The sequence below is a fragment of the Adlercreutzia sp. ZJ176 genome, from assembly GCF_011038975.1.
In the GTDB taxonomy this organism is placed as follows: Bacteria; Actinomycetota; Coriobacteriia; order Coriobacteriales; family Eggerthellaceae; genus CAAEEV01.
This window is the reverse complement of sequence record NZ_JAAKEC010000012.1, coordinates 60,948-80,519: the sequence shown is the minus strand read 5'-3', so window position 1 is coordinate 80,519 and position 19,572 is coordinate 60,948. Positions and strand designations below refer to the sequence as shown.

General features: G+C 65.3%; 18 protein-coding genes. 3 read left to right on the top strand and 15 right to left on the bottom strand.

What is annotated here, in order from left to right:
* Nucleotides 1–2: 2 nt before the first annotated feature.
* From menD to glmS, 12 genes are all read right to left on the bottom strand, one after another.
* Nucleotides 3–1,802: a 2-succinyl-5-enolpyruvyl-6-hydroxy-3-cyclohexene-1-carboxylate synthase gene (gene menD / locus G7Y50_RS07870; protein ID WP_165057023.1), complete on the bottom strand. Its 1,800-nt coding sequence runs from the start codon at nucleotides 1,800–1,802 to the stop codon at nucleotides 3–5.
* 66 nt (nucleotides 1,803–1,868) lie between these two features.
* Entirely contained in the window at nucleotides 1,869–2,978 is a 1,110-nt protein-coding gene (locus G7Y50_RS07865) for a polysaccharide pyruvyl transferase family protein (RefSeq protein ID WP_165054366.1), read from the bottom strand.
* Nucleotides 2,968–4,083, bottom strand: a complete 1,116-nt coding sequence (locus G7Y50_RS07860; RefSeq protein WP_165054369.1) for a glycosyltransferase — start codon at nucleotides 4,081–4,083, stop codon at nucleotides 2,968–2,970. The genes G7Y50_RS07865 and G7Y50_RS07860 overlap by 11 nt, the downstream gene beginning before the upstream one ends.
* Entirely contained in the window at nucleotides 4,080–5,336 is a 1,257-nt protein-coding gene (locus tag G7Y50_RS07855) for an O-antigen ligase family protein (RefSeq protein WP_165054374.1), read from the bottom strand. Before G7Y50_RS07855 ends, G7Y50_RS07860 begins: the two co-directional genes overlap by 4 nt.
* A gap of 1 nt (nucleotide 5,337) precedes the next feature.
* Entirely contained in the window at nucleotides 5,338–6,540 is a 1,203-nt protein-coding gene (locus tag G7Y50_RS07850) for a glycosyltransferase (RefSeq protein WP_165054377.1), read from the bottom strand.
* Complete coding sequence (locus G7Y50_RS07845) at nucleotides 6,537–7,304, bottom strand: sugar transferase (protein ID WP_165054380.1); 768 nt, start codon at nucleotides 7,302–7,304, stop codon at nucleotides 6,537–6,539. Before G7Y50_RS07845 ends, G7Y50_RS07850 begins: the two co-directional genes overlap by 4 nt.
* A 205-nt stretch (nucleotides 7,305–7,509) precedes the next feature.
* Complete coding sequence (locus G7Y50_RS07840; RefSeq protein ID WP_165054383.1) at nucleotides 7,510–8,178, bottom strand: transcription termination/antitermination NusG family protein; 669 nt, start codon at nucleotides 8,176–8,178, stop codon at nucleotides 7,510–7,512.
* A gap of 179 nt (nucleotides 8,179–8,357) precedes the next feature.
* Complete coding sequence (locus G7Y50_RS07835; RefSeq protein ID WP_165054386.1) at nucleotides 8,358–8,930, bottom strand: transcription termination/antitermination NusG family protein; 573 nt, start codon at nucleotides 8,928–8,930, stop codon at nucleotides 8,358–8,360.
* A 316-nt stretch (nucleotides 8,931–9,246) separates the two neighbouring features.
* Nucleotides 9,247–10,353, bottom strand: coding sequence for a macro domain-containing protein (locus G7Y50_RS07830; RefSeq protein ID WP_165054389.1), 1,107 nt, complete (start codon nucleotides 10,351–10,353; stop codon nucleotides 9,247–9,249).
* A gap of 18 nt (nucleotides 10,354–10,371) precedes the next feature.
* Nucleotides 10,372–11,001 (bottom strand): DUF4433 domain-containing protein, encoded by a 630-nt coding sequence (locus G7Y50_RS07825; RefSeq protein ID WP_165054392.1) that lies wholly within the window; start codon nucleotides 10,999–11,001, stop codon nucleotides 10,372–10,374.
* A gap of 155 nt (nucleotides 11,002–11,156) precedes the next feature.
* A complete protein-coding gene (acpS, locus tag G7Y50_RS07820; protein ID WP_165054396.1) occupies nucleotides 11,157–11,804 on the bottom strand; it encodes a holo-ACP synthase in 648 nt (215 codons plus the stop codon).
* A 381-nt stretch (nucleotides 11,805–12,185) separates the two neighbouring features.
* Nucleotides 12,186–14,057 carry a glutamine--fructose-6-phosphate transaminase (isomerizing) gene (gene glmS, locus G7Y50_RS07815; protein WP_165054399.1) on the bottom strand — a complete coding sequence of 624 codons (1,872 nt, stop codon included), beginning with the start codon at nucleotides 14,055–14,057 and terminating at the stop codon, nucleotides 12,186–12,188.
* Nucleotides 14,058–14,470: 413 nt separating this feature from the next.
* On the opposite strand from glmS, the gene G7Y50_RS07810 reads away from it, so the two are divergent.
* From G7Y50_RS07810 to G7Y50_RS07800, 3 genes are all read left to right on the top strand, one after another.
* A complete protein-coding gene (locus G7Y50_RS07810; protein ID WP_165054403.1) occupies nucleotides 14,471–14,926 on the top strand; it encodes a PadR family transcriptional regulator in 456 nt (151 codons plus the stop codon).
* A 155-nt stretch (nucleotides 14,927–15,081) separates the two neighbouring features.
* Nucleotides 15,082–15,774 (top strand): flavin reductase family protein, encoded by a 693-nt coding sequence (locus G7Y50_RS07805; RefSeq protein WP_165054406.1) that lies wholly within the window; start codon nucleotides 15,082–15,084, stop codon nucleotides 15,772–15,774.
* A gap of 16 nt (nucleotides 15,775–15,790) precedes the next feature.
* Nucleotides 15,791–16,342: a methylated-DNA--[protein]-cysteine S-methyltransferase gene (locus G7Y50_RS07800; protein WP_165054409.1), complete on the top strand. Its 552-nt coding sequence runs from the start codon at nucleotides 15,791–15,793 to the stop codon at nucleotides 16,340–16,342.
* 112 nt (nucleotides 16,343–16,454) lie between these two features.
* Here the strand turns inward: G7Y50_RS07800 and G7Y50_RS07795 are convergent, their stop codons facing one another.
* From G7Y50_RS07795 to G7Y50_RS07785, 3 genes are all read right to left on the bottom strand, one after another.
* Nucleotides 16,455–16,904 (bottom strand): GNAT family N-acetyltransferase, encoded by a 450-nt coding sequence (locus G7Y50_RS07795; RefSeq protein ID WP_165054412.1) that lies wholly within the window; start codon nucleotides 16,902–16,904, stop codon nucleotides 16,455–16,457.
* 157 nt (nucleotides 16,905–17,061) lie between these two features.
* On the bottom strand, nucleotides 17,062–18,087 hold the full coding sequence (locus tag G7Y50_RS07790) for a DUF169 domain-containing protein (protein WP_165054415.1): 1,026 nt from the start codon (nucleotides 18,085–18,087) through the stop codon (nucleotides 17,062–17,064).
* Between the two features lie 151 nt (nucleotides 18,088–18,238).
* On the bottom strand, nucleotides 18,239–19,561 hold the full coding sequence (locus G7Y50_RS07785) for a radical SAM protein (RefSeq protein ID WP_206214807.1): 1,323 nt from the start codon (nucleotides 19,559–19,561) through the stop codon (nucleotides 18,239–18,241).
* Between the last annotated feature and the right edge of the window lie 11 nt (nucleotides 19,562–19,572).

Sequence of the window (19,572 nt, the reverse complement as noted above, 5' to 3'; positions counted from 1 at the left end):
GACTAGCGCCTTCCGAGCGACAGCAGCCGCTTTGCCGTGTCCTTCGCCATGCTTTTCGCCCGCTCGGCAGAGGTCGCGCCCGAGTTGTCTGCGTAGAAGGAGTCGAGCAGCTCGGAGTCAGAATAGCGGCTTGTGAACACCTCCATGAGGATGGGGCCCGCACCGGGCCTTGCGAATTCGCCCATCGCCTCCGAGAGCGCCGACGCCTCGCGTATGCCGATGTAGGAGAAGCCGCATTGACGAGCCCAGCCTTCAGCCGACTGCTCATGCCCGGCTGCAAGGTAAACGTCCAGCACGTCTGGATAAGCCTTGGCCATGCCGTTGATGTGGAACTCACTTGCGCCATTGTTGTTAACGACCAAGACGTGCAAGTTCGATCCCGCATATCGAATGCCCAGCGCGTTCATGTCGTAGAAGAAGCTCAGGTCGCCTTGCATGATGAAAACCTCTCGCTCCGCAGCGGCAGCAACTCCCACCGCCGTGGAAAGGCAGCCGTCGATGCCGAGCGCTCCGAGGTTTGCGCTCACGGTAACGTCCGGAGAGATGTCGAAGAATTGCGCAACTCTCACGGAATTCAGGATGCCCAGCTCGAGGAAGCTTCCCTCAGGAAGCCTCCTTGCGAGCTCCCGAGCGACGGAGAAGTTGGTGAGGCCCTCAGTCGGGGGGTCGACAGCGTCGACGGCCGTCTTCCACTTGCTGAGGTATTCGCGGTCGTTCGCGCTTCCAGCCGGCGCGAGGCACGCCAGCTTGTCGAAGAAGTAGCCCGGATCGCACCAGAACACGTCAGTCAGAGAGAAGAAGCCGTCACGCACGCTCCCATCCTCCCGCACCGACCAATGCGCGAAACGACCTGCTCGCTCCCTGAGATGCGCTTTGAGCTTGACGGTCGCCACATGCCCGCCGAAGTCGATCACGAGGTCAGGGCAGAGCGCATCGAACGCTCCCGAGGCCATTGCCTCCGTTGCGCGATAAGTCATGACCGTCCCGTCGATATGGCAATTGGACATATGCTCGACGGAGAACATGCAGTTATAGGACGCGAAGAAGCGGGACATGGCGTCAAGCGTACGCTCACTGATGCCGACGTTCTCCCCGACGATCACCATGACCTTCTCGTAGCTTGCGAGGCTTCGGGCCAACATGGCCCAATCGGCGTCGGGGTCAGTCGGCAGGTGGCGATGGATGGTCTTCGTATCAGGGAGCTTGGCGGCATAGCAACCCGAGCGCCCCATGACGGGAACGTTGAGATGAACCGGACCCCACATCCCGCTCGTGAGCTCCAGCAGAGCCTCATTAACCAGTCTGTCACAGTACCTGGCCTGATCGTCATTGTCCACAAGCGGGAGATCCGCCTCGTACTTTGCGCAATTCGAGAAGATCGCGCGCTGGTCTATCTTCTGAATCTCAAACTGATCGAGCAGATAAGGACTGCGATCGGCGGTGATGGCAACGATGGGGACCCCTTTGTAATACGCCTCCGCCATGCCGGAGGAAAGGTTCGAGACGGCCGTTCCCGATGTGCACACCACCGCCACCGGCTCCCTGTCGCCTGCGAGGGACATGCCGATTGCGAAGAACAGAGCGCTACGCTCGTCAACGACGGAGTAGCAGTCGAAGAAGGCGTCAGTGTCGAAGGAGATGCCTATCGGGGCGTCAGAGCCTCCAGGGCAGTGAACGACTTTCTTTATGCCGTGCGCCTTGAGAGACGCTACGACAATTTGGATATTCCTGAGCATTGAGTACATGCTTAATCCCTTTCTTTGGTCCGGAAGAAGAGAGACCCTCTGCTCCTCGCTGTGCATTTCCTGGAACGAATAACAGCACATATGACACAACCTGCGCATTTTGTTGACGGAGCCTTTGCGATGCTAGACACCGTTCTCCCCAAAGCCCAGTGCAGAGGACAGCCACACCTTATCTTCAGCTCTCCGCTGCGTCAGGCTCTCCCTAGCCACGCTGAAATCAATCTCTTCCCATGCACAGGACCTCTCATCAGGTTGGCGCATCCTGGAGGAAAGGCCAGAAAGCCTTGCCAATTCGAGTAGTCTGACGTTGTTGCCCTCGTTTGGCAGCAGAGTAAATGAAGTCTCCATATTGATCGAAAAAGCGAGCCCATGAAATGAATCCGTAAGTACATGCGCAGCATTATCTATGAGCCACACCAACTCAAAGGGAGTCGCTGGGATCACATGATCTACAAGTGCTGGCTTCTTTGAGTTCAGCCTTACTTGCACAATCGGAAGGTGGAGGGCTCCTTTAATATCTCGAATCATGGGAGCCAGGCGCGATAAAGTACTTGCAACGGAAAAAACGAGAATGTAGGATCTCGGCTCCAACCCATCGACCCCTTCCGCAAAGCGCCTCCACTCGTCTCCGTGCAACTGCAGGGTTGGATCCGCACCAACATGCACTGGAACATCGACAAGGGGCTGAATCTGGCCTTTGGCAAAGTCTTCCCTGACGCATATCGACGTAAACCGCGACAGATAAGAGGCCACCTGAGAAAGTTCCTCAGCTCCCATCTGGTATGACCCAACACTTGAGGCAAAGGACACGCGTCTCTTGGCCTTGCCGAACTGCAGGAAGAATACGGGGTCAATCCCTCCGGTAATCTTCGGGTTCCACACTTGATCCGACCCAACCAGCAAAGCATCAGCCTCTACGGTATCTAATCCGTCTATGCTCTTGCAGCACTCCTCAGAGAGCGGCAGTGATGCGGCGAATGAGGAAAAGGCCCTTCTGTGGCATTCCTTCTGGTTGTACAGTAGCCTCTTGGCCAGCACTGCCACCCTCTGTCTCGGCGACCCGTGTCGGAGCGCCTCCGAGGACTTCGCCCGCGCCTCGTAAGGGTTTTCGTAGTCTACAAAAAAAGGAGAGCCTCCGAGCCTTCTGATCACTTCCATTGTTGCAAATGCCTGGAGACAGCCACCGTAACTAAGAGATTTATGATAGGTAACTACTCCGACGCTACAGCCCATAGGAAACCTCCCGCCCCCTGTCCATGCGTTCGCGATAGAAGTCGAGATACCCTCGAACCGCGCCGTCTACCCCATAGCGCTCGGCGAAGCCCCCGGGAAGGGCAGGATACCCTTCCAGAGCCCCCTCCATCGCCCGCGCGTAAGCGCTGACGTCGTCCTTGGGGACGAGGAAGCGCGCAAGGTCTCCCGTGAGGATCTCGCGCGGCCCCCAGTCGCAGTCGCCGGCAACGACGCGAGCCCCGGAGACGAGCCCCTCCACGAGCACCATCGGGAACGCCTCGGACGACGACGTCATGACCATCGCAGAGGACCTCGCCATCCACGCATAGGGGTTCGCCTGAAAGCCCATGAGGTAGACCCGACCGCCCAGCCCCCTCGACCTCGCAAGCTCGCGGAGCTCTCCCTCGAGCGGCCCCTTGCCGAGAAACACCAGGTCGTGCGTTTCCCTGAGCGAGCTCGCCTCGTACGCCTCAAGCATCAGCCCGGGCCGCTTCACCTCCACAAGCCTCCCGACGAAGAGCACGAAGGGGCGCTCGAAGGATATGGGCTCCCGGGAGCGCGCCCTGATCTCGTCGACCGGGACGGGGTTGAGCACAACCCGCACGTCCCCATCCGACAGCCCATAAGCCCTGACGAGATCCCCTTTCGTCCCCTGAGAGACCGCCACGACGCCCTCGTCGCGGTACATCGCCCTGAACGCGACGCGAGAGAGGGCGCCCGCTCCCTCCTCGATGGTCCCGACGGAAGCGTGGTGCGCGTAAAGGCACCGATGCCGCACGCACGACGCCCTCGCCAGCATGTGGGACGCCGTGAGGTGGGCCGTGATGAGATCATAGCCTCCCTCGAGCTCCCTCTCGCGCACGAAGGCGTCCAGCCTCCTGCGCGCGCCGAGCAGCTGGGCGAGGCGCGCCGCCTTGCCCGCGCCCGGGTCGACCCCCATGTCGGCAACCGTCACCGAGGACGGCAGCCGGTAGTCGACCTCCACCCCCGCGTAGACGGTGGCTACGTCGACCTCCGACTCCCGAGCCATGCGCTCAACCATATTGAGGACCACGCGCTCTGCGCCGCCCCCCGAGAGCGAGTTGATGACGAACAGCGACCTCATGTCCAAACCCCTTTTCGAATCGAACAGGAACGTACTCTCGCCGACGGTCGCGACAGGCGCCCTACGTGCACGAGCGCCGCGGGCTCGACGGCGAATACGAGGGGAAGGGCGCAGGTGATGTACACGAAGAACTGCTGGTACATCGTCTCGGTCGTCATGCAGAGCACGACGAGCTGGGCGACGACGAAGACCTGCCACCACGTCCTCGCGGCGGCGAGGCGGCGGGAGAGAAGGATGCACAGGAGGACGAGGGCGGGAAGGCCGTGCTCCGAGAGAACCTGCCAGAACGTGCTGTGGCACTGGACGTACCACCCGCTAGAGCTGGCGACGTCTATTGCGGAGCGCACCGACGAGAGCCCGCCGCCGAGGACGGGGTTGTCGAGGAAGAGGCCCCTCGCGACGTCCCAGAAGTGAAACCGCGTCGCCATGGACAAGTTCGACTGCAGCAGGGGTATCTCGCTGAGCGCGAAGAGCGACAGGACGGCGGCCGCCACGACAGTCGCCCACGCCCAAGCGCCCCATGACTCGCGAGCGCAGGCTCTCGCGAGCAGAACCACGACGCAGAAAGCAGTTCCGAACAAAAGCGTCTTGGAGAAGGAGATGGCATACCCGAAGAGGAAGAGCATGAGAAGGCCGCCCCTCATGAGGGTCCCCGGCCCGTAGTGGGCGCACGCGAGCGCCGCCCCGATCATGCAGAAGAGGGAGGCGTAGTTGGCGTCCTCCGCGAAGCCCGCCGACCGGCTCTCTTGGCCGAACAGGTTGACGTGCAGCTCGCTGCCCACGTTGCCGGCCCTGACGCCCGCGTCATGGAGGAAGGCCGGCAGCTCGTTGCCGACATACACCCACAGCATGCTCGCCACGCAGATCACGGCGGAGAGCAGCGAGGCCCTGATGACCTTGACGGGGTCTATCGCGCCTCGGTAGCGCCAGAACACAATCGAGTACAGCAGGTTGCTCAGGTTGAGGATCATCAGGTTCAGAAACTGGTCCTGGTTCAGCGGAAGGCCGTTCCACAGCCAGCTCACGTTGCTCGCCAGCATGAGCGCATAGAGCAGCCACAGGTCCCAAGGCCGAACGACTCCCGCGGCCGGGCGGTCGCCCTGGGCCGGCCCGCCCCTCCTGAGTGACCGCACGATCAGGAGCACGGCGAGCGCGACGACGACGTAGCGCAGGTCGAGGCCGAACAGGCGAAGCTCCCTGTTGAACGTCGTGAGCGCGAACAGCGCCACGAAGGCGTCCAGCGCCGAAGGCACCTCACCGACCCCCTTCCAGGAGCCACAGGAACTCCCTCACCCCGGCCTCCCTTGAGAGCGGAGGCTCGCTCGACGCGATCTCCCTCCTGTAAGAGTCGAGCACCTCCTGGTTCGACATCAGCGAGCGGAGCCCCTCGCGAATCCCCTCCGTCGAGTTCTCCACGATAAGGCCGCGCTCGGAGTCCCCCAGGAGCTCCCTCATGCCCGAGCAGTCGGTCGCGAGGACGGGCACGCCGAGCGCAAGGGCCTCGGCCACGGCGGTGCTCAGCCCCTCGGCGCGCGACGGCGCCACGAAAAGGTCGGCTGCGGCGACCAGCGGCAACGGATTCTTCCGGTACCCCAGCAGCTCGACTGTCCCTTGCAGGTCAGCTCCTTCGATGAGGGACGTCAGCTCGTCCCTCGCCGTGCCCGTCCCCACTATCTCGACGGAGAACTCAAGGCCTTCGCGCTTGAGGCCCGCCGCGGCTTCCACGAGCCGGTCGTATCCCTTCTGCCGGTTGAGGCGGCCGACCGAGCAGATCCTGAGCCCCTTCCCCTTGCGAGCCCGACCCTCGTCGTCCTCCCCCGAGAGCAGACGGCACTCCTGCACGTCCAGGATGTTGTGGCAGACCGCCGTCTTGCCCGCCTGAGACGGGAACAGGCCGCAGAAGCTGCTCCGCACGTGCTCAGACACCGCCACGATCCTGTCGAACGCCTCCCAGCCATCCTCCTCGTCCCGCAGGGAGCGCCACACGGAGTGCGACTTGCGCTGCTCGGAGATGTCGACGTGCACCCACCCGAGCTTGAGGGCGTCGCTGGCAGAGCCGGAGATCGCCTTCGCGCATATGCCCTCCAGAAAGGCAACCTCCACGTCGTAGCCGTCTTTGACGATGTGCCTGTACAGCGTCCGCGCGGAGGCGAGGCGAAGCGCGGAGGCGTAGGCCTTGGCGGCCAGGACCCTGAGCGGCCCCGGATTCGCGAGAAGCGAGCCCGAGCCGTCGCCGCTCTCCCCCTTGCTGACGAGCGGGATGCTCAACGCGGTCTCGTAGCGCACCCAGCTGGGCAACTCGGATCTGTACCTCCCCGTGTCGATGACCGTCTCGACCGTGATGTCGAACCTGTCGCGCGGAAGAGCACGGACGAGGTTGACGAGCGCCTTCTCGGCACCGCCGCCGCCAAGGGTGTGGATGAGGAAGAGGACGCGCGTCTTCTGCGCCTTGCTCATTTCGCGCCTTCTCCGGTACGCAGCACGCCCAGCGTGCAAAACATGAGATTCAAATCCAAGCGTATGCTCCTGTTCTCGATGTACTCCATGTCGTAGAGAACCTTCTCGGCGGGCAGCAGGTCGTAGCCGCCGCTCACCTGAGCGAGGCCCGAGAGTCCCGGGCGCACCTTCGTCCTGTAGTGCCAGCCCACGATCCTCTCCTCGAACGCCTCGCAGAAGGCGGGGCGCTCCGGGCGCGGGCCTATGAGGGACATGTCGCCCCTGACGACGTTCCAGAGCTGGGGCAGCTCGTCTAGGCGGTGGTCGCGCATCCAGCGGCCGAAGGGCGTGACGCGCGGGTCGCCGTCCGCCGCCCAGCGAGCGCCGCGCGCCTCGGCGTCGACGTACATGGAGCGGAACTTGTAGACCTTGAACGGCTTCCCGCCCCTCCCCACGCGCTCCTGCGCGTAGATGACCGACCCCGGGGACTCCGACCTGACCTTGACCGCCATCGCGGCCATGGGGAGGGCGAGCACGGCGAGCGCCAGCCCGCACGCGCACACGTCGAACGCCCTCTTGACGAATCGGTACCCGAGCCCGCCCGCGACCTCGGGCTCCTCGAGCACCAGCACGTCGTCGCCAGGCAAGAGCCTCTCCAGCACGTCGGCGGGGATGCCCCTCTCGCGGAGGCCGGGCTCGTGCTTGCCGGCCGCGTCCACCGCGGCCGCGGCCCTGCGCTCCTCGGGAGTGACGCAGGCGTCCTCGATCTGCGCGGCGAGGCTCATGCGCGAACCCTCGCGATCCGCTGGGCCAATTGACCTAGCAAACAGGAGAGGCCAGAACGAGGGTCTTCCGCAGATAAGCGAGGAATGAGAAACGCTTCCATTGCGATAAACTGTACTATAAACGGTACAGATGAATCCATGTGAACACCTGTCACCACATCATCTCCCGCGTCCCTCGCCCCGTCTTCGATTATGAAACTTCGCTTCAAACCCTTTTTCTTTTCACTTTCAGGCCTAGCTGGGCTTTTATCGTCCTGCCGAACATCTGCATCTCCAAGTACGCCACCTTCTTGCGGTGGTTCACCTTCCGCACCCAGGCCTCCTTCCCCAAGAGGGGGCCGCTGGTGATCCTCAGCCTGCCGCCTTCCAGGCAGCCCTCCGACATCTCCACGACGCGATCGGACTGGGAGGTTGACGCCTCGAGCCACGCCACCTCGCTTGCGTCGAGGGGAGTGAATGCGTTGTCGTTTCCGAGGATGCGCGTGAGGTCAGGCACGCGCCTGAGCACCGGCTCAAGCTGGTCAGCCCGCGCGGTCACGGCGATCAGGTAGCCGGGCAGCAGCACCCTCTCGCAGGGGATCCACTTGCCGTCGACCTTCTGCGCCACGCACGCCTTGGGCACGAAGCACTCTCGCAGGATGCCCGCGGCGCTCGCCGCGCGCAGGCCACTTGCAGCCTCCTTAAGACCCGCGGCGCTCGCAGCGCCTTCGAAACCCACGGCGCTCGCAACGCCCGCGGCATCCGCAGCATCCGCAGCGAGAAAGAGCCCGCCTTCCGCGGCCTGGGCAGCAGCTTGGCTGATGAGGGCGCGCGCACGCTCCTCGTGGCCCGTGCGCACCTGGATCACGTACCACTTCGACCTGATTTCCGGCATGGCTTCGCCCCTGACCTCTCGGCTCGCTCAATCGAAAACGCATTCACTCCCCTGACGCCAACGAGCGTCGAGCGCGACGCTGTTCAGGGCATCCGGGTATGTTCGGCGCAGTTTCCTGCGCGCAGGCCGGCCTCCCAGCTGGTCTGCGCGCAACAAGCTGCCTGGCGGGCACGCCGCCTTTAGGTGCGGCTCGTCACCGCGAGCCCCGCGCGCAAGAGCACCGCGCGGTCGGGCATGTCAACCTGCACCAGCGCAAGCGCCTTGTGCCGGTTGAGCTTCTTGACGCGCTGCTCGAAGCCGCGCAGCGGCCCCTCGCGCACGACGAGGACGCCGTCCTCGATGACGCCCGCGCTCGTCCGCAGCATGCGGCCCTCGTCGAGCACCGCCTCAAACCAGCGCTGCTCACCCGTCGCGAGCGGCACGTACGAGCGCTCCTGCCGCCCTACCAGATGGACGGGAAACGACAGCGCGCCGAGGCGTCGGTCGAGCCCACGCGGGTCACTTGCGATGGCGAACACGTAGCCGGGGTACAGAAGCCGCTCCACCAGGTGCCACTCGCCCTGGCGCTTCTGCATGAACTGCACGCGCGGCACGAAGCAGTCGTGCAGCAAGCCGGAGTCAACAAGCTTGCGGCAGTCGCGTGCCGCCGTCTCCTCGCTCCCCTCGCGCACGCGCGCCACGTACCACGCGGGCATGCGCGCCGCCGAGCTGCCGCCCCGCCGCCTGGGTGAAAGCGTCTCCGCCAGAACCAACCTCCTCCGCCTCTTCCCGCACGCCGAAAGCTTCGGCAGCCCCCCTGCCATCCACCTCGCCCTGTATGTTGCGTATATGCAACATACAGGGCAATAGAAAAGACGGCCTCGGTCATCCGCCAACTGCCGCCATCACTAGGTTGTATTTATACAACATAAAGGGGTGCCTGAGAAGGCACGATCGGCGAAATGATCTTTTCCTGACACAACTAACGCATATGAGGCTGGGGCGCCACCTTCGCAGAAGAGTGAGGGGCTCTCAGGAGAAAATCGTCGCGCAGGGTCCGAGCCTCCTTGAGCTGGCGGTGATCAAGCACTAGAAAATATCATCGGGAACGTAGGTCAAACCCGAGACGTCAGTCCACCGAAACGCCGTCAGGTAAAACAGTTCCGAAGCGAGAACCCGTTTTTGCTCAGCCGTATTCCAATGGGGCTTCCATTCGACAACGGAGCCGATCACGTCCTGCTCGCAAATCGAGGCATGCGCTTTTCCCTGGCTACGCGCCAGCTCGTCATAGGCGAACATGAGCGTAGAGAACTCTTCGGCTTGGCGGGTGTCGCTGAAGCGGCTGAAGAGGTCCACCGTTGCCATCGCGGCGCCCATGTCCTCAACGCTGAACTTCCCCTCGTCGAATGCGAAGGAGGGATCGACCGTCATCCTTATCAACCTGCCCTGAACCTCCTCCTTGATGAGGTTCCTGTTGGCTATGACCGCCAAGGATTCCTTCGCCTCAAGCGAGTAGGGTCCATAGTCGCCGCGCGCGAACGTGAACCCTGTCGACACGCCGGACCTCGTCAACACATAGCAGATCTTCTGGTATACGGTGCGTCCCACCGGCAAGGACAGCGGATCAGAGTCAAGCGATCTGATGACGTAGAGGATGAGGTCCCATGCGTCGTTGTACCGCATCCGCATTCGTCCGGCCTTCTCCCCCAAGCCGGCGCCCTTCGAGAGGAACTCGTCCGAGAGCTGCTCGTCCGGCGTTCCGTACGGAGCATAAATCTCGATCTCAACGGGAAGGTCCTTCAGCTTCTGAAACATCAGAGGCCCCACGTCCTCCCAGTCGAGGCCCCCGTTTCCGCATCCGAGCGGAGGAAACGCCACCGACCTGACGCCCAGCCTCTCGCAATTGCCCGCAAACCAGTCAAGGCCCTTCTCGATATACGACAACCGAGAGGGTGACCGCCAATGATCTTTCGTGGGGAAGTTGATTACCGACGTACCCAAAAGGTCCGTAAAGAGATAGGGCTCACCCGGCCTCACCTCGCCGTTTCGACATCGCAGCCGATAGTCCCTGTAGTTATCCGGATATCTGTCCTTGAAGATTTGCGCGATCCCCTTGCCCATGACGCCCACGCAGTTGACCGTGTTGACGAGGGTGTCCGCCGAGCTTTTGAACATGTCCCCAATGAGAACTCTCATACTAGCCTCCGAAAAGCCTCAGGCAAAGAATACGTCCGGATAAACTTCGACGGGAAGGTCAGCTTCCCCTTCGCGCAAAAGCGCACTGAGCTTCGCAGCCGCATCGCGGCTGCACACGAGGGCGCCCACGATGCAGCTCGGAGGGACCCTCTCCCACACCAGCACCTCGGCGCATTTCTTCGACTTCCCATCATAATAGGAAATCGCATCGTTGGCATTCCAATCCCTGGCGAATACCTTGGCGAAGTCGAGGTGATCGACCGCATCGTCCGGGCTGTAGAAACGCACATAACTCGACGAGGCGTTCCTGTCGGAGACGACCGTTCCGCCCAGTTCGAGAACGTCATAGCTGACGCAGAGAACGCAAAGATCCTCTCTTTCGCTTCGCCGTGCATACATCATGGGATTTCGCGCGTCAAAGTAAAGATTAGCGTACTGGTGAAGCCGGGTGACGCCCTTCACGACCTCGACCTGGTCTCGCCTGTGCTGAACCTCTTGCATCGATATGTCCCGATGCGGAACCCGGTCAGCAAGATCATGGGAGAGGATGCCGTTTCGCGCTATGGACGGCGCATTCGAGATAGAAGTGATGTAGTAGAGCGACTGGTGCCGCGTCTTTTCATAATAGCGCATGGACAAATCTTCCAAGGAGCCTCCCCTGCGACAAAAACGACCGGATCCGAAGGCGTCTTCGCATGAACCTGTTCCTCAGGATTATTGTATGCCTCTCCTAAAAAGAAAACAAGTGTTCTTATGATAGGGCAGATGCCGCGACAAGGACGCGACAAGGACGCGCCCCTTCCCTACAGCAGCTTGCCTTGGAGCACTTTGGGCTTGGGGGCGGCGGCGCTCGCAGCGCCCGCAGCCCCCTCGCCCTCGGCGCCCACAGCGCCCTCGGAGGTTGCAGCGGCGCCTGTCGCGGGGAGGTCGTCGAGCAGGGCCCGGGCCTCCTTGAACTGGGCGGCGAGCTCCTCCATGGGGTCGACGCGCTTCTTCGCCGCGCTCACCGCGTCCTCGGTGATGGCCATGGCGCAGGCCACGGCCTCGGCGTGCGTGAACGACAACGACAGCGGGATCTCGCGCACGCCCTGCTCGCGCGCCACCTCGCGCGCGCGCCCGGTGAGCACCACGTAGGGGCGCCCCTTCGACGTGCGGCGCACCTCGATGTCGCACACGCCCACGCCCTCCGCGAACCCCGTGCCGAGCGCCTTCACCACGGCCTCCTTCGCCGCGAAGCGCGTGGCGTAATGCACCGCGGGATCGGCCTTGCCGTCGCAGTACGCCTGCTCGGTCTCGGAGAACACGCGGCGGGCGAACGACGGCGTGCGGGCGAGGATGCGCCGCACGCGCTCGATCTCCACGATATCGACGCCGAGGCCCACCTGACCCTCGACCCCTTGCATGCCGAGCACGCCGTCAACCGTCTTCTGTGCTTTCTTGCTTCGCGCCATAGCCTGCCTTGAAATCTCCTCGCGGGGGTTGCTATAATACGACTCGACGGCTGCCTCGCATGTGGGTCAGGCAGCGCCGTTGTTGGTACTGGGCCGCAAGCTGCTACTTGCGGCCTTTCCCTTTCCGAACGATACCTCGCGCTTTGGACAGAAGTACCACCACCGCTGTAACGAGGCCGAGCAACGCAGTTGCCAGCCTCACCACTTCGATAGCAAGCTCCATGGGCAATCACCTCCTTCATAAAAGAAGGCGCTGCCAACGCAGAGGACTTACGCCGTCAAGTCAAGAGGTTATTGTAGCAGCATGGATCTTGCTCTAACGTGCAAAACTTTCCTTTTCCCCAACGGCATCAAACAAAACGTACGAGCCTGCCCTGCCGCCTACTCTACCGTCACGCTCTTGGCGAGGTTGCGAGGCTGGTCGACGTCGCAGCCGCGCGCGAGGGCGATGGCGCGGGCGAACAGCTGCAAAGGGACGCTCGCCGTGATGGCGGAGAACGCGTCGCGGACCTTCGGGATGTAGATCACGTGGTCGGCGTGCGCGCGGATGTCCTCGTCGCCCTCGGTGGCGATGGCCACCACCATGGCCCCGCGCGCCTTGGACTCCTGCAGGTTCGACACCACCTTGTCGTACACCGGGCTCTTCGTGGCGATGGCGATCACGGGGAAGCCCTCGTCGATGAGCGCGATGGGGCCGTGCTTCATCTCGCCGGCCGCGTACGCCTCGGCGTGCAGATAGCTGATCTCCTTGAGCTTGAGCGCGCCCTCGTAGCTGATGGCCGCACCCATGCCGCGCCCGATGAACAGCGCGCTCGCGGCGTCCTTGCACGCGAGCGCCGCCGCCTCCACCTCGGGCGCGCACTCGACGAGGATGCGCTCCACCTGCTCGGCGGTGTCGGCCAGCTCGCGGAACAGCAGGCGGATCTGCGCGGTCTTGAGCTTGCCCTTGCTCTGCGCTAGCAGGAGCGCGAGCAGCGTGAGGCTCACCACCTGGCCGAGGAAGCTCTTCGTGGAGGCCACGGCGATCTCCTTGTTGGCCTTCGTGTAGATCACGCCGTCGCTCTCGCGCGCCACGGGGCTCCCCACCACGTTCGTGATGCCGAACACCTTGGCGCCCTTCACGCGCGCGTCGCGGATGGCCGCGAGCGTGTCGGCCGTCTCGCCCGACTGGCTCACCGCCACCACGAGCGTGGTGGGCGTGATGATGGGGTTACGGTAGCGGAACTCGCTGGCCACCTCCACCTCGCAGGGGATGCGCGCCCAGCCCTCGATCAGGTTCTTCGCGATGAGCCCGGCATGGTAGCTCGTGCCGCAGGCGATCACGTAGACGCGGTCGACGAGGTCGAGCTCCTCGGCGGTCATGTCGAGCTCGTCGATGGTGAGCGCGCCCGCCGTCAGGCGGCCCGCCAGCGTGTCGCGGACGACGCGCGGCTGCTCGTGGATCTCCTTCAGCATGAAGTCGGGGTAGCCGCCCTTCTCCGCCATGTCCACGTCCCAGTCGACGTGCGTGACGTGCGGCTCGATCGAAGAGCCGCTCTCGTCGAAGAAGCTGACGTCCTCGGGTGTGAGCAGCGCCACCTGCCCGTCGGCGAGCACCACCACGTCGCGCGTGGCGTCGATCATGGCGATGATGTCGGAGGCCACGTAGCTGCCGCGCGCGCCGCGCCCCACCACGATGGGCGAGTCCTTGCGCGTGACGGCGATGACGCCCGGCTCCTGCTCGCACACCACGGCCAGGCCGTACGCGCCCACGAGCCGCGACGCCGCCTCCACCACGGCCTCCACGAGCACGCTTCCGCCCGCAGGCTCCCTGCCCTCCGCCGCGCGCGCCGCGCCGCGCGCGTACGCCTCCTCCACCAGGTGCGCCACCACCTCGGTGTCGGTCTCGCTGGCGAAGACGTGCCCGCGGCCCTCGAGCTCCTCGCGCAGCTCCGCGAAGTTCTCGATGATGCCGTTGTGGACCACCGCGATGTCGCCCTTGCACGAGGTGTGCGGATGCGCGTTCACCTCGGAGGGGCGCCCGTGGGTGGCCCAGCGCGTGTGCCCGATGCCGCACGTGCCCGTGAAGTCGAAGTGCGACAGCGTGTGCGCCAGCCCGCTCACCTTGCCCTTGCGGCACACGACCTGGAGCTTCCCGCCGTCTTGGACAGCCACGCCCGCCGAGTCGTACCCGCGATACTCGAGGCGCGTGAGCCCCTCGATCAGAATCCCCTGAGCTGCGTCAGCTCCCGTATATCCCACAATGCCGCACATGGCGAGCCTCCTTACCTCCAGGCGTTCCCCCGGCGTCTCCCAGGCACTCTTGCCCGGGTGCTTTTGCCCGGGTGCCCTTCTCCGGGCGCTCGGCGCTCGGGTGAAGCGAAAAGCGCTCCCGCTATTGTAGGGCAACTTTCGCGAGCACCGCGCCACCCCTCGCTATATCCACGTTCACGTCGGCGAATTCCCCTCCCCTGCAACGGCGGCCGACTCCGCAGCGACGGCCCTTTCCCGCGGAGGCGGCTGGAGTCGGGTGGTGCCCTCTCTCGCTGGATCGGCCGGGGCGCGAACGGCAGGCCGCAGTTGCGGATTCCTTCTTTCCTTCTCGGAAAATATTTGTATCGTGAAAATAGTTATGGGATGATGTAAGCGTGTTCAAGACCACGACCTAGGAGAAAGAGGTCCCACCCATGTGGAGCAGCTGCCACCCGCAGTCCGACGAAGACCTGAAAGAGTGCGCTGAGCTGGGCAAGTCGCTGAACCGCCTGTCCCAGCCCACCATCCTCACCCTGCTCGCCCAGAACCAGGAGCCCATGCACGGCTACATCATCGTGCAGCAGGCGGCGAACTCGCCGATGTTCGGCGGCAAGAAGCCCGACGCCACCGGCATCTACCGCGCGCTCAAGCGCATGGAGGAGGCGGGGCTCGTGACCTCCAAGTGGGACACGCCCGCCGAAGGCTCGGCGAAGCGCCTGTTCACGCTCACGGACAAGGGCTACCGCTGCCTGCGCCGCTGGATTGACGCGCTGGCCTGCTACGAGCTCACGCTCGAGGAGCTGCGCGGCCAGGCGGCGTACGCGCTCGGCATCGACCTGCCCGACGCGCCCGTGTGCTCCCACGGCGCCGCCGAGCAGGACGCCGAGTAACGCGCGAACGCCGGGCGACGCGGGCTCCGCGAACGCGGCGCTCGTAGCACCCGCGCCTGCGGCACCATGAGCCTCGCAACTCCGACAAGGGCGCGCAGCTGCAGACGCAGGTGCGCGCCCTTCTTCACGCGAGGAACCCCTCGAAAGGACACGCCATGAGACACGCTGACCCAAACCCCCTTGACTTCGAGCTGGTAGACGGCCGCGACGTCGCCGCGCTGCAGGACCCGCGCCCCGCCGTGCTCGTGGGAGCGCGGTCAGACGCAGGCGAGATATGCTTCGCCACCGTCATCTGGGTGACGCCCGTCTCGCACAACCCCGCCATGGTGGCGTTCGCCCTGCGCGCGAAGTCCCACACCATGGGCATCATCCGCGCGACGGGGCGCTTCTCGCTGGCCGTGCCCCCCGCGGACGCGGAGGGCGTGCGCCTCGTGGAGTTCTGCGGCGGCAACACCGGGCGCCTCGTGGACAAGGGGGCTGCCGTGGCACACGCGCTGGTGAGCGCGAGTCCCGCCGCGCCGAGCGATGACGGCGGAAACGCTGAGGGCGGGAAAGCCGAGACCGACACGGCGGCTGCCGCACGTTCGACGTTCGCACCCGCCGCGCCGGGCGAAGCCGCCGCCGAGGACACTGGGCGCACGGACCTCGTACCCGTCCCTCTGCACAGCTACTCGTGGGAGGTCGGCGTGATCGAGAGCATCCAGGAGGCGGGCGACCACCTGCTGGCGGTCGGCACCATCACACGCGCGGGCACGCGGGCGCCGCGCGACGAGCGCGGGCAGCTCACCCCCTACGACAGCCTGCTCTGCGTGCAGCACGGCGCCTACGCCGCCGCGCAGCGCCTCTAGCGGAAGGAAGAGAACCATGGAACAGGAAGGCGCATCCGTCACGCTCGTCAAGAAGGTCGGCTCCCCCGTCGGGGAGCTCTCGCTCGCCGCGAGCGCCGAGGGGCTCACGGGCCTCTGGATCGAGGGGCAGAAGTACCACGGCCGTACGCTGGGCGATCACATGGAGGGGACCTGCGAGGTGCTCGAGCGCGCCGAGGCGTGGCTTAAGGCGTACTTCGCGGGCGCGCGTCCCGAGATCGACCTCCCCCTCGCCCCCGCGGGCACCAACTTCCAGCAGGAGGTGTGGGCGGTTCTGCGCTCCATCCCCTACGGCGAGCTCACCACGTACGGCGAGATCGCCCGCCTCATCACCGCGCAGCGCGGCGGCGTGCGCACCGCCCCACTCGCCGTCGGCGGCGCCGTCGGGCACAACCCCATCTCCATCATCGTGCCCTGTCACCGCGTGGTGGGGGCCGACGGCAGCCTCACCGGCTATGCGGGCGGGCTCGGCGTCAAACGCGCGCTGCTCGAACTCGAGGGCGTCGACCTCAGCAGGCTCTACACCCCCACGCGCGGCACCGCGCTCTAATCTGGGCGCCGCGCGCGGCGCAATCTGCTCACGGCCAGATCCTTCGACTCCGCGCCCTACGGGCGCTCCGCTCAGGATGACAGGGAAAGCGGAAGCGCCTCTTCTTGGGAGCTTAGGGGCGGGTGGGGATGGCTGCGCGGCGCATGGGCTGGGGGTTGCACTCGTCGCTCAGAGGGCAGCCGTCGCAGTCCTCGGTGACGCTCACGTCCACCTCGTCCCACGCGCAGCACGTAAAGCCCAGCGCGTCGTAGAACGGCTTCGACGCGCCGCGCGCCACGAGCCGCAGCTCGCCGAACGTGCGCTGCGCGTCGTCCACGAGCGCGCGCCCCACGGCGTGCCCGCGCCAGCTCTCGTACACCACCACGGGGTTCACGTGCGCGAACCCGTTGGCGCCCTGCGCGATGCGGATGAAGCCCACCGGCTCGTCGGCGTCGTTCGCCGCCACCGTCACGTTCTCGAGCGAGGGCAGGTAGTCCATGCCCTCGGCGTAGGTGTACGAGTCAAGGTAGGCGCGATCCCGCTCTTCGGCGGGGCGCAACGTGAAAAGCTGCCCAGATGCCATAAAGCCTCACCAATCACTCAAGTCGTCCGCATGCGCGAAACGCAAACTGATGTTTCACGTGAAACACCTCACGGTTCGCGGCGAAGCCGGCAGGCATCGCCGCCAAATCCCTGCCGGGAACGCCCCGCGCACCCGCTAGGACGCGCGGGACGAGGCGCTACATGATGGGCGGGACGTAGATCTTCATGCGGGAGTGCGGGATGGACTTCTTCGCCAGCTCGGTCAGGCCCTTGACCACCGTGGGGAGCACCGCGGTGGGCACGCCCATGAACATCATGTCCTCGCTCAGGTCGGTGGCCGCGCGGCAGCCGTAGCAGCCGAACGTGATGTTGGGCTGCTGCTCGAGCAGGGGGTAGAGCACCGCCTCCACGCACATGGAGTTGTAGCCGCTCGCGTGGAAGTCGAAGCGGTGGCCCGTGTAGTAGCTCATGGACATGCACAGCCACATCATCTGCTCGGGCGTTCCCGTGAACACCACCACCTCGGGCTCGCGCACCGTCTTGTCGAGCGGCGCCACGTAGGTGGCGCGGCGGCTCTTCGGCTCGAGCGTGGGGCGCTCGGCCACCATGCGCGCCGCGGCCTCCGCGTTCACCAGCTTGTGGAACAGCACGTAGATCTCGCCCGTGGCCAGCTTCTCGGGCACGCCGGTCATGCCGAAGATGGACGTGCCGTCGGGGCAGGCGTGGCGATACGGCGGCATGAGGATGGACGTGCCGCGGCGCGCGGCCATCATGGCCTGGCAGAAGCGCAGGTTCTCAGGCGGCAGAGGGGCCTCGGGCAGAGGCTCGTCCTTGTCGATGAGGCTCACCGCCACCGGCTGCCAGCGCAGCCCGAGCTTCTCCATGATGACGCGCTGCCACTCCGCGTACTGCGCGCGCAGCTCGTCGGAGATCGGCTCGGCGCGCGGCTCGTCGGCGAGCGGGTCGAAGGTGGCGTCGCCCTGCGCCTCCACCAGAAGCGCGCGCTGCGGGCAGTTCCCCGCGCACGTGGTGCAGCCCACGCAATTGTCGATGTGCGCCGCGTAGGGGTAGCCCTCCTCGTCAAGCTCCAGCACGTCGCACGGGCAGAACGCCACGCACAGGCCGCACTGCACGCAGCGGGTCGGGTCGTTGGTCACCGCGTAGGCGGTCTCGCTCGCGATGTCTTGCGCGTCCCACAGCGCCTTCTGCTCGTTTTTGTCCATAGCGCCTCTCGTCTCGTCGCTCTGCCGTCGAATTCCTGCCGTTGCGCCGCCGAGGCCCTGCCGCCCCAGGCGGCGGGTCGAAGCCCGAGCGCCGCGCCTCTCCGCGGCCCCCGGGCGCGCTCACGTTCGCACCGGCCCTAGTGCCAGTCCCCTAGTGCCGGTCCCCCACCCCGCGCAGCTCCTCCTTGCACCAGGGCGGGTACACGCGCTTGCCGGCGGCGTCCGTCAGGTGGTAGGAGCAGAACGGGATGGCGCGGCCGTCGGGCACCGTCACCATCATCGAGCACTCGCGCAGACGCTGCGTGTCCATCGACACCGCGTCCATGTAGTTCATGATGATGACCGACAGGCCCGTCTTCACCTCGACGCCCTTCTTGTACAGGATGTCCTGGAACACCGAGCCCTGCGGGGAGTCGGGGCTGTAGCCCTCTGCGTACTCCTCCATGGTCATGCGGCGCGTGGCCGGGTAGAAGCCGCTCCCGTGCTCCGCGTCGTCGCTCTTCACCAGGAAGACGCCTGTGTCGCACAGCGGGTTCGAGCAGCCCAAAGGCCAGATGTCGCGCACCTCGAGCAGCCCGTCGGACTGCTCGGCCAGCGAGAAGATCACGTCGCCCGCGCTCATGGGCAGGGCGCGCTCGGCGTCGAAGCGGCCCGAGGTGAACGCCGGCTGCAGGGCCAGCCCCGCGACCACGTCGGAGTTCTCGAGCGCGAAGCGCAGAAGGTCGCCGAGCTGGCCGTCGTTCACGCCCGCGACCACCGCCACGGAGAGCACCACCTGGATGCCCACCTCGCGGCAGCGCTCGATGGCGCGCAGCTTCATGTCGAGGATGTCGCGCCCGCACGTGGCCTCGTACACGTCGCCGGTCAGGCCGTCGAACGACAGGTACACGCCCGTGAGGCCCGCGCCCACGAGGTCTTCCAGATACCCTTCCCGGTTGGCGATGACCAGGCCGTTCGTGTTGACCTCGATGCCCCAGAAGCCCTTCTCTCGCCCCTGGTAGATAATGTCGACCAGATCCTTGCGGCACGTGGGCTCGCCGCCCGTGATCTGCACGGCGCCGTCGGTCCCCACCGCGCGCGCGATGACGTCGTACATCGCCGAGATCTCCTCGAGCGTGGGGTCGTCCTCCCCGCCCTCGGCGCTCGCGAAGCACACGGGGCAGCGCAGGTTGCAGTTGCGCGTGACCTCGATCTCGAGCAGCGTGCCGCGGCGCTCGTGGCGCGCGCACGTGCCGCAGCCGAACGGGCACGGCCCCTTGACGGGCTCGGTGTTCACCGGCTTGGTCTTGGGAAATGCCTCGGAGCGCAGCCACTCGTAGTGCGCGGCGTCGGGCCACATGCGCGTGTCGAGCCGCCCGTGCTCGGGGCAGGTGCGGCCCATCCACACCACGCCCGCCTCGTCGGCGTACACCTCGGCCGGCAGCTCCTTCAAGCACGTCGGGCACAGGGCCCCGGTTTTGTGAAGTAGTTTCAACTTGCTGTTCC

Excerpts from the sequence above, each read along its gene's own strand:
- G7Y50_RS07845 (WP_165054380.1), bottom strand. The coding sequence starts at position 7,304 with ATGAGCCTCGCCGCGCAGATCGAGGACGCCTGCGTCACTCCCGAGGAG.
- G7Y50_RS07850 (WP_165054377.1), bottom strand. The coding sequence starts at position 6,540 with ATGAGCAAGGCGCAGAAGACGCGCGTCCTCTTCCTCATCCACACCCTT.
- G7Y50_RS07800 (WP_165054409.1), top strand. The coding sequence starts at position 15,791 with ATGGAACAGGAAGGCGCATCCGTCACGCTCGTCAAGAAGGTCGGCTCC.
- G7Y50_RS07795 (WP_165054412.1), bottom strand. The coding sequence starts at position 16,904 with ATGGCATCTGGGCAGCTTTTCACGTTGCGCCCCGCCGAAGAGCGGGAT.
- menD (WP_165057023.1), bottom strand. The coding sequence starts at position 1,802 with ATGCACAGCGAGGAGCAGAGGGTCTCTCTTCTTCCGGACCAAAGAAAG.
- glmS (WP_165054399.1), bottom strand. The coding sequence starts at position 14,057 with ATGTGCGGCATTGTGGGATATACGGGAGCTGACGCAGCTCAGGGGATT.
- G7Y50_RS07805 (WP_165054406.1), top strand. The coding sequence starts at position 15,082 with ATGAGACACGCTGACCCAAACCCCCTTGACTTCGAGCTGGTAGACGGC.
- G7Y50_RS07810 (WP_165054403.1), top strand. The coding sequence starts at position 14,471 with ATGTGGAGCAGCTGCCACCCGCAGTCCGACGAAGACCTGAAAGAGTGC.
- acpS (WP_165054396.1), bottom strand. The coding sequence starts at position 11,804 with ATGGCGCGAAGCAAGAAAGCACAGAAGACGGTTGACGGCGTGCTCGGC.
- G7Y50_RS07830 (WP_165054389.1), bottom strand. The coding sequence starts at position 10,353 with ATGAGAGTTCTCATTGGGGACATGTTCAAAAGCTCGGCGGACACCCTC.
- G7Y50_RS07865 (WP_165054366.1), bottom strand. The coding sequence starts at position 2,978 with ATGGGCTGTAGCGTCGGAGTAGTTACCTATCATAAATCTCTTAGTTAC.
- G7Y50_RS07860 (WP_165054369.1), bottom strand. The coding sequence starts at position 4,083 with ATGAGGTCGCTGTTCGTCATCAACTCGCTCTCGGGGGGCGGCGCAGAG.
- G7Y50_RS07790 (WP_165054415.1), bottom strand. The coding sequence starts at position 18,087 with ATGGACAAAAACGAGCAGAAGGCGCTGTGGGACGCGCAAGACATCGCG.
- G7Y50_RS07840 (WP_165054383.1), bottom strand. The coding sequence starts at position 8,178 with ATGCCGGAAATCAGGTCGAAGTGGTACGTGATCCAGGTGCGCACGGGC.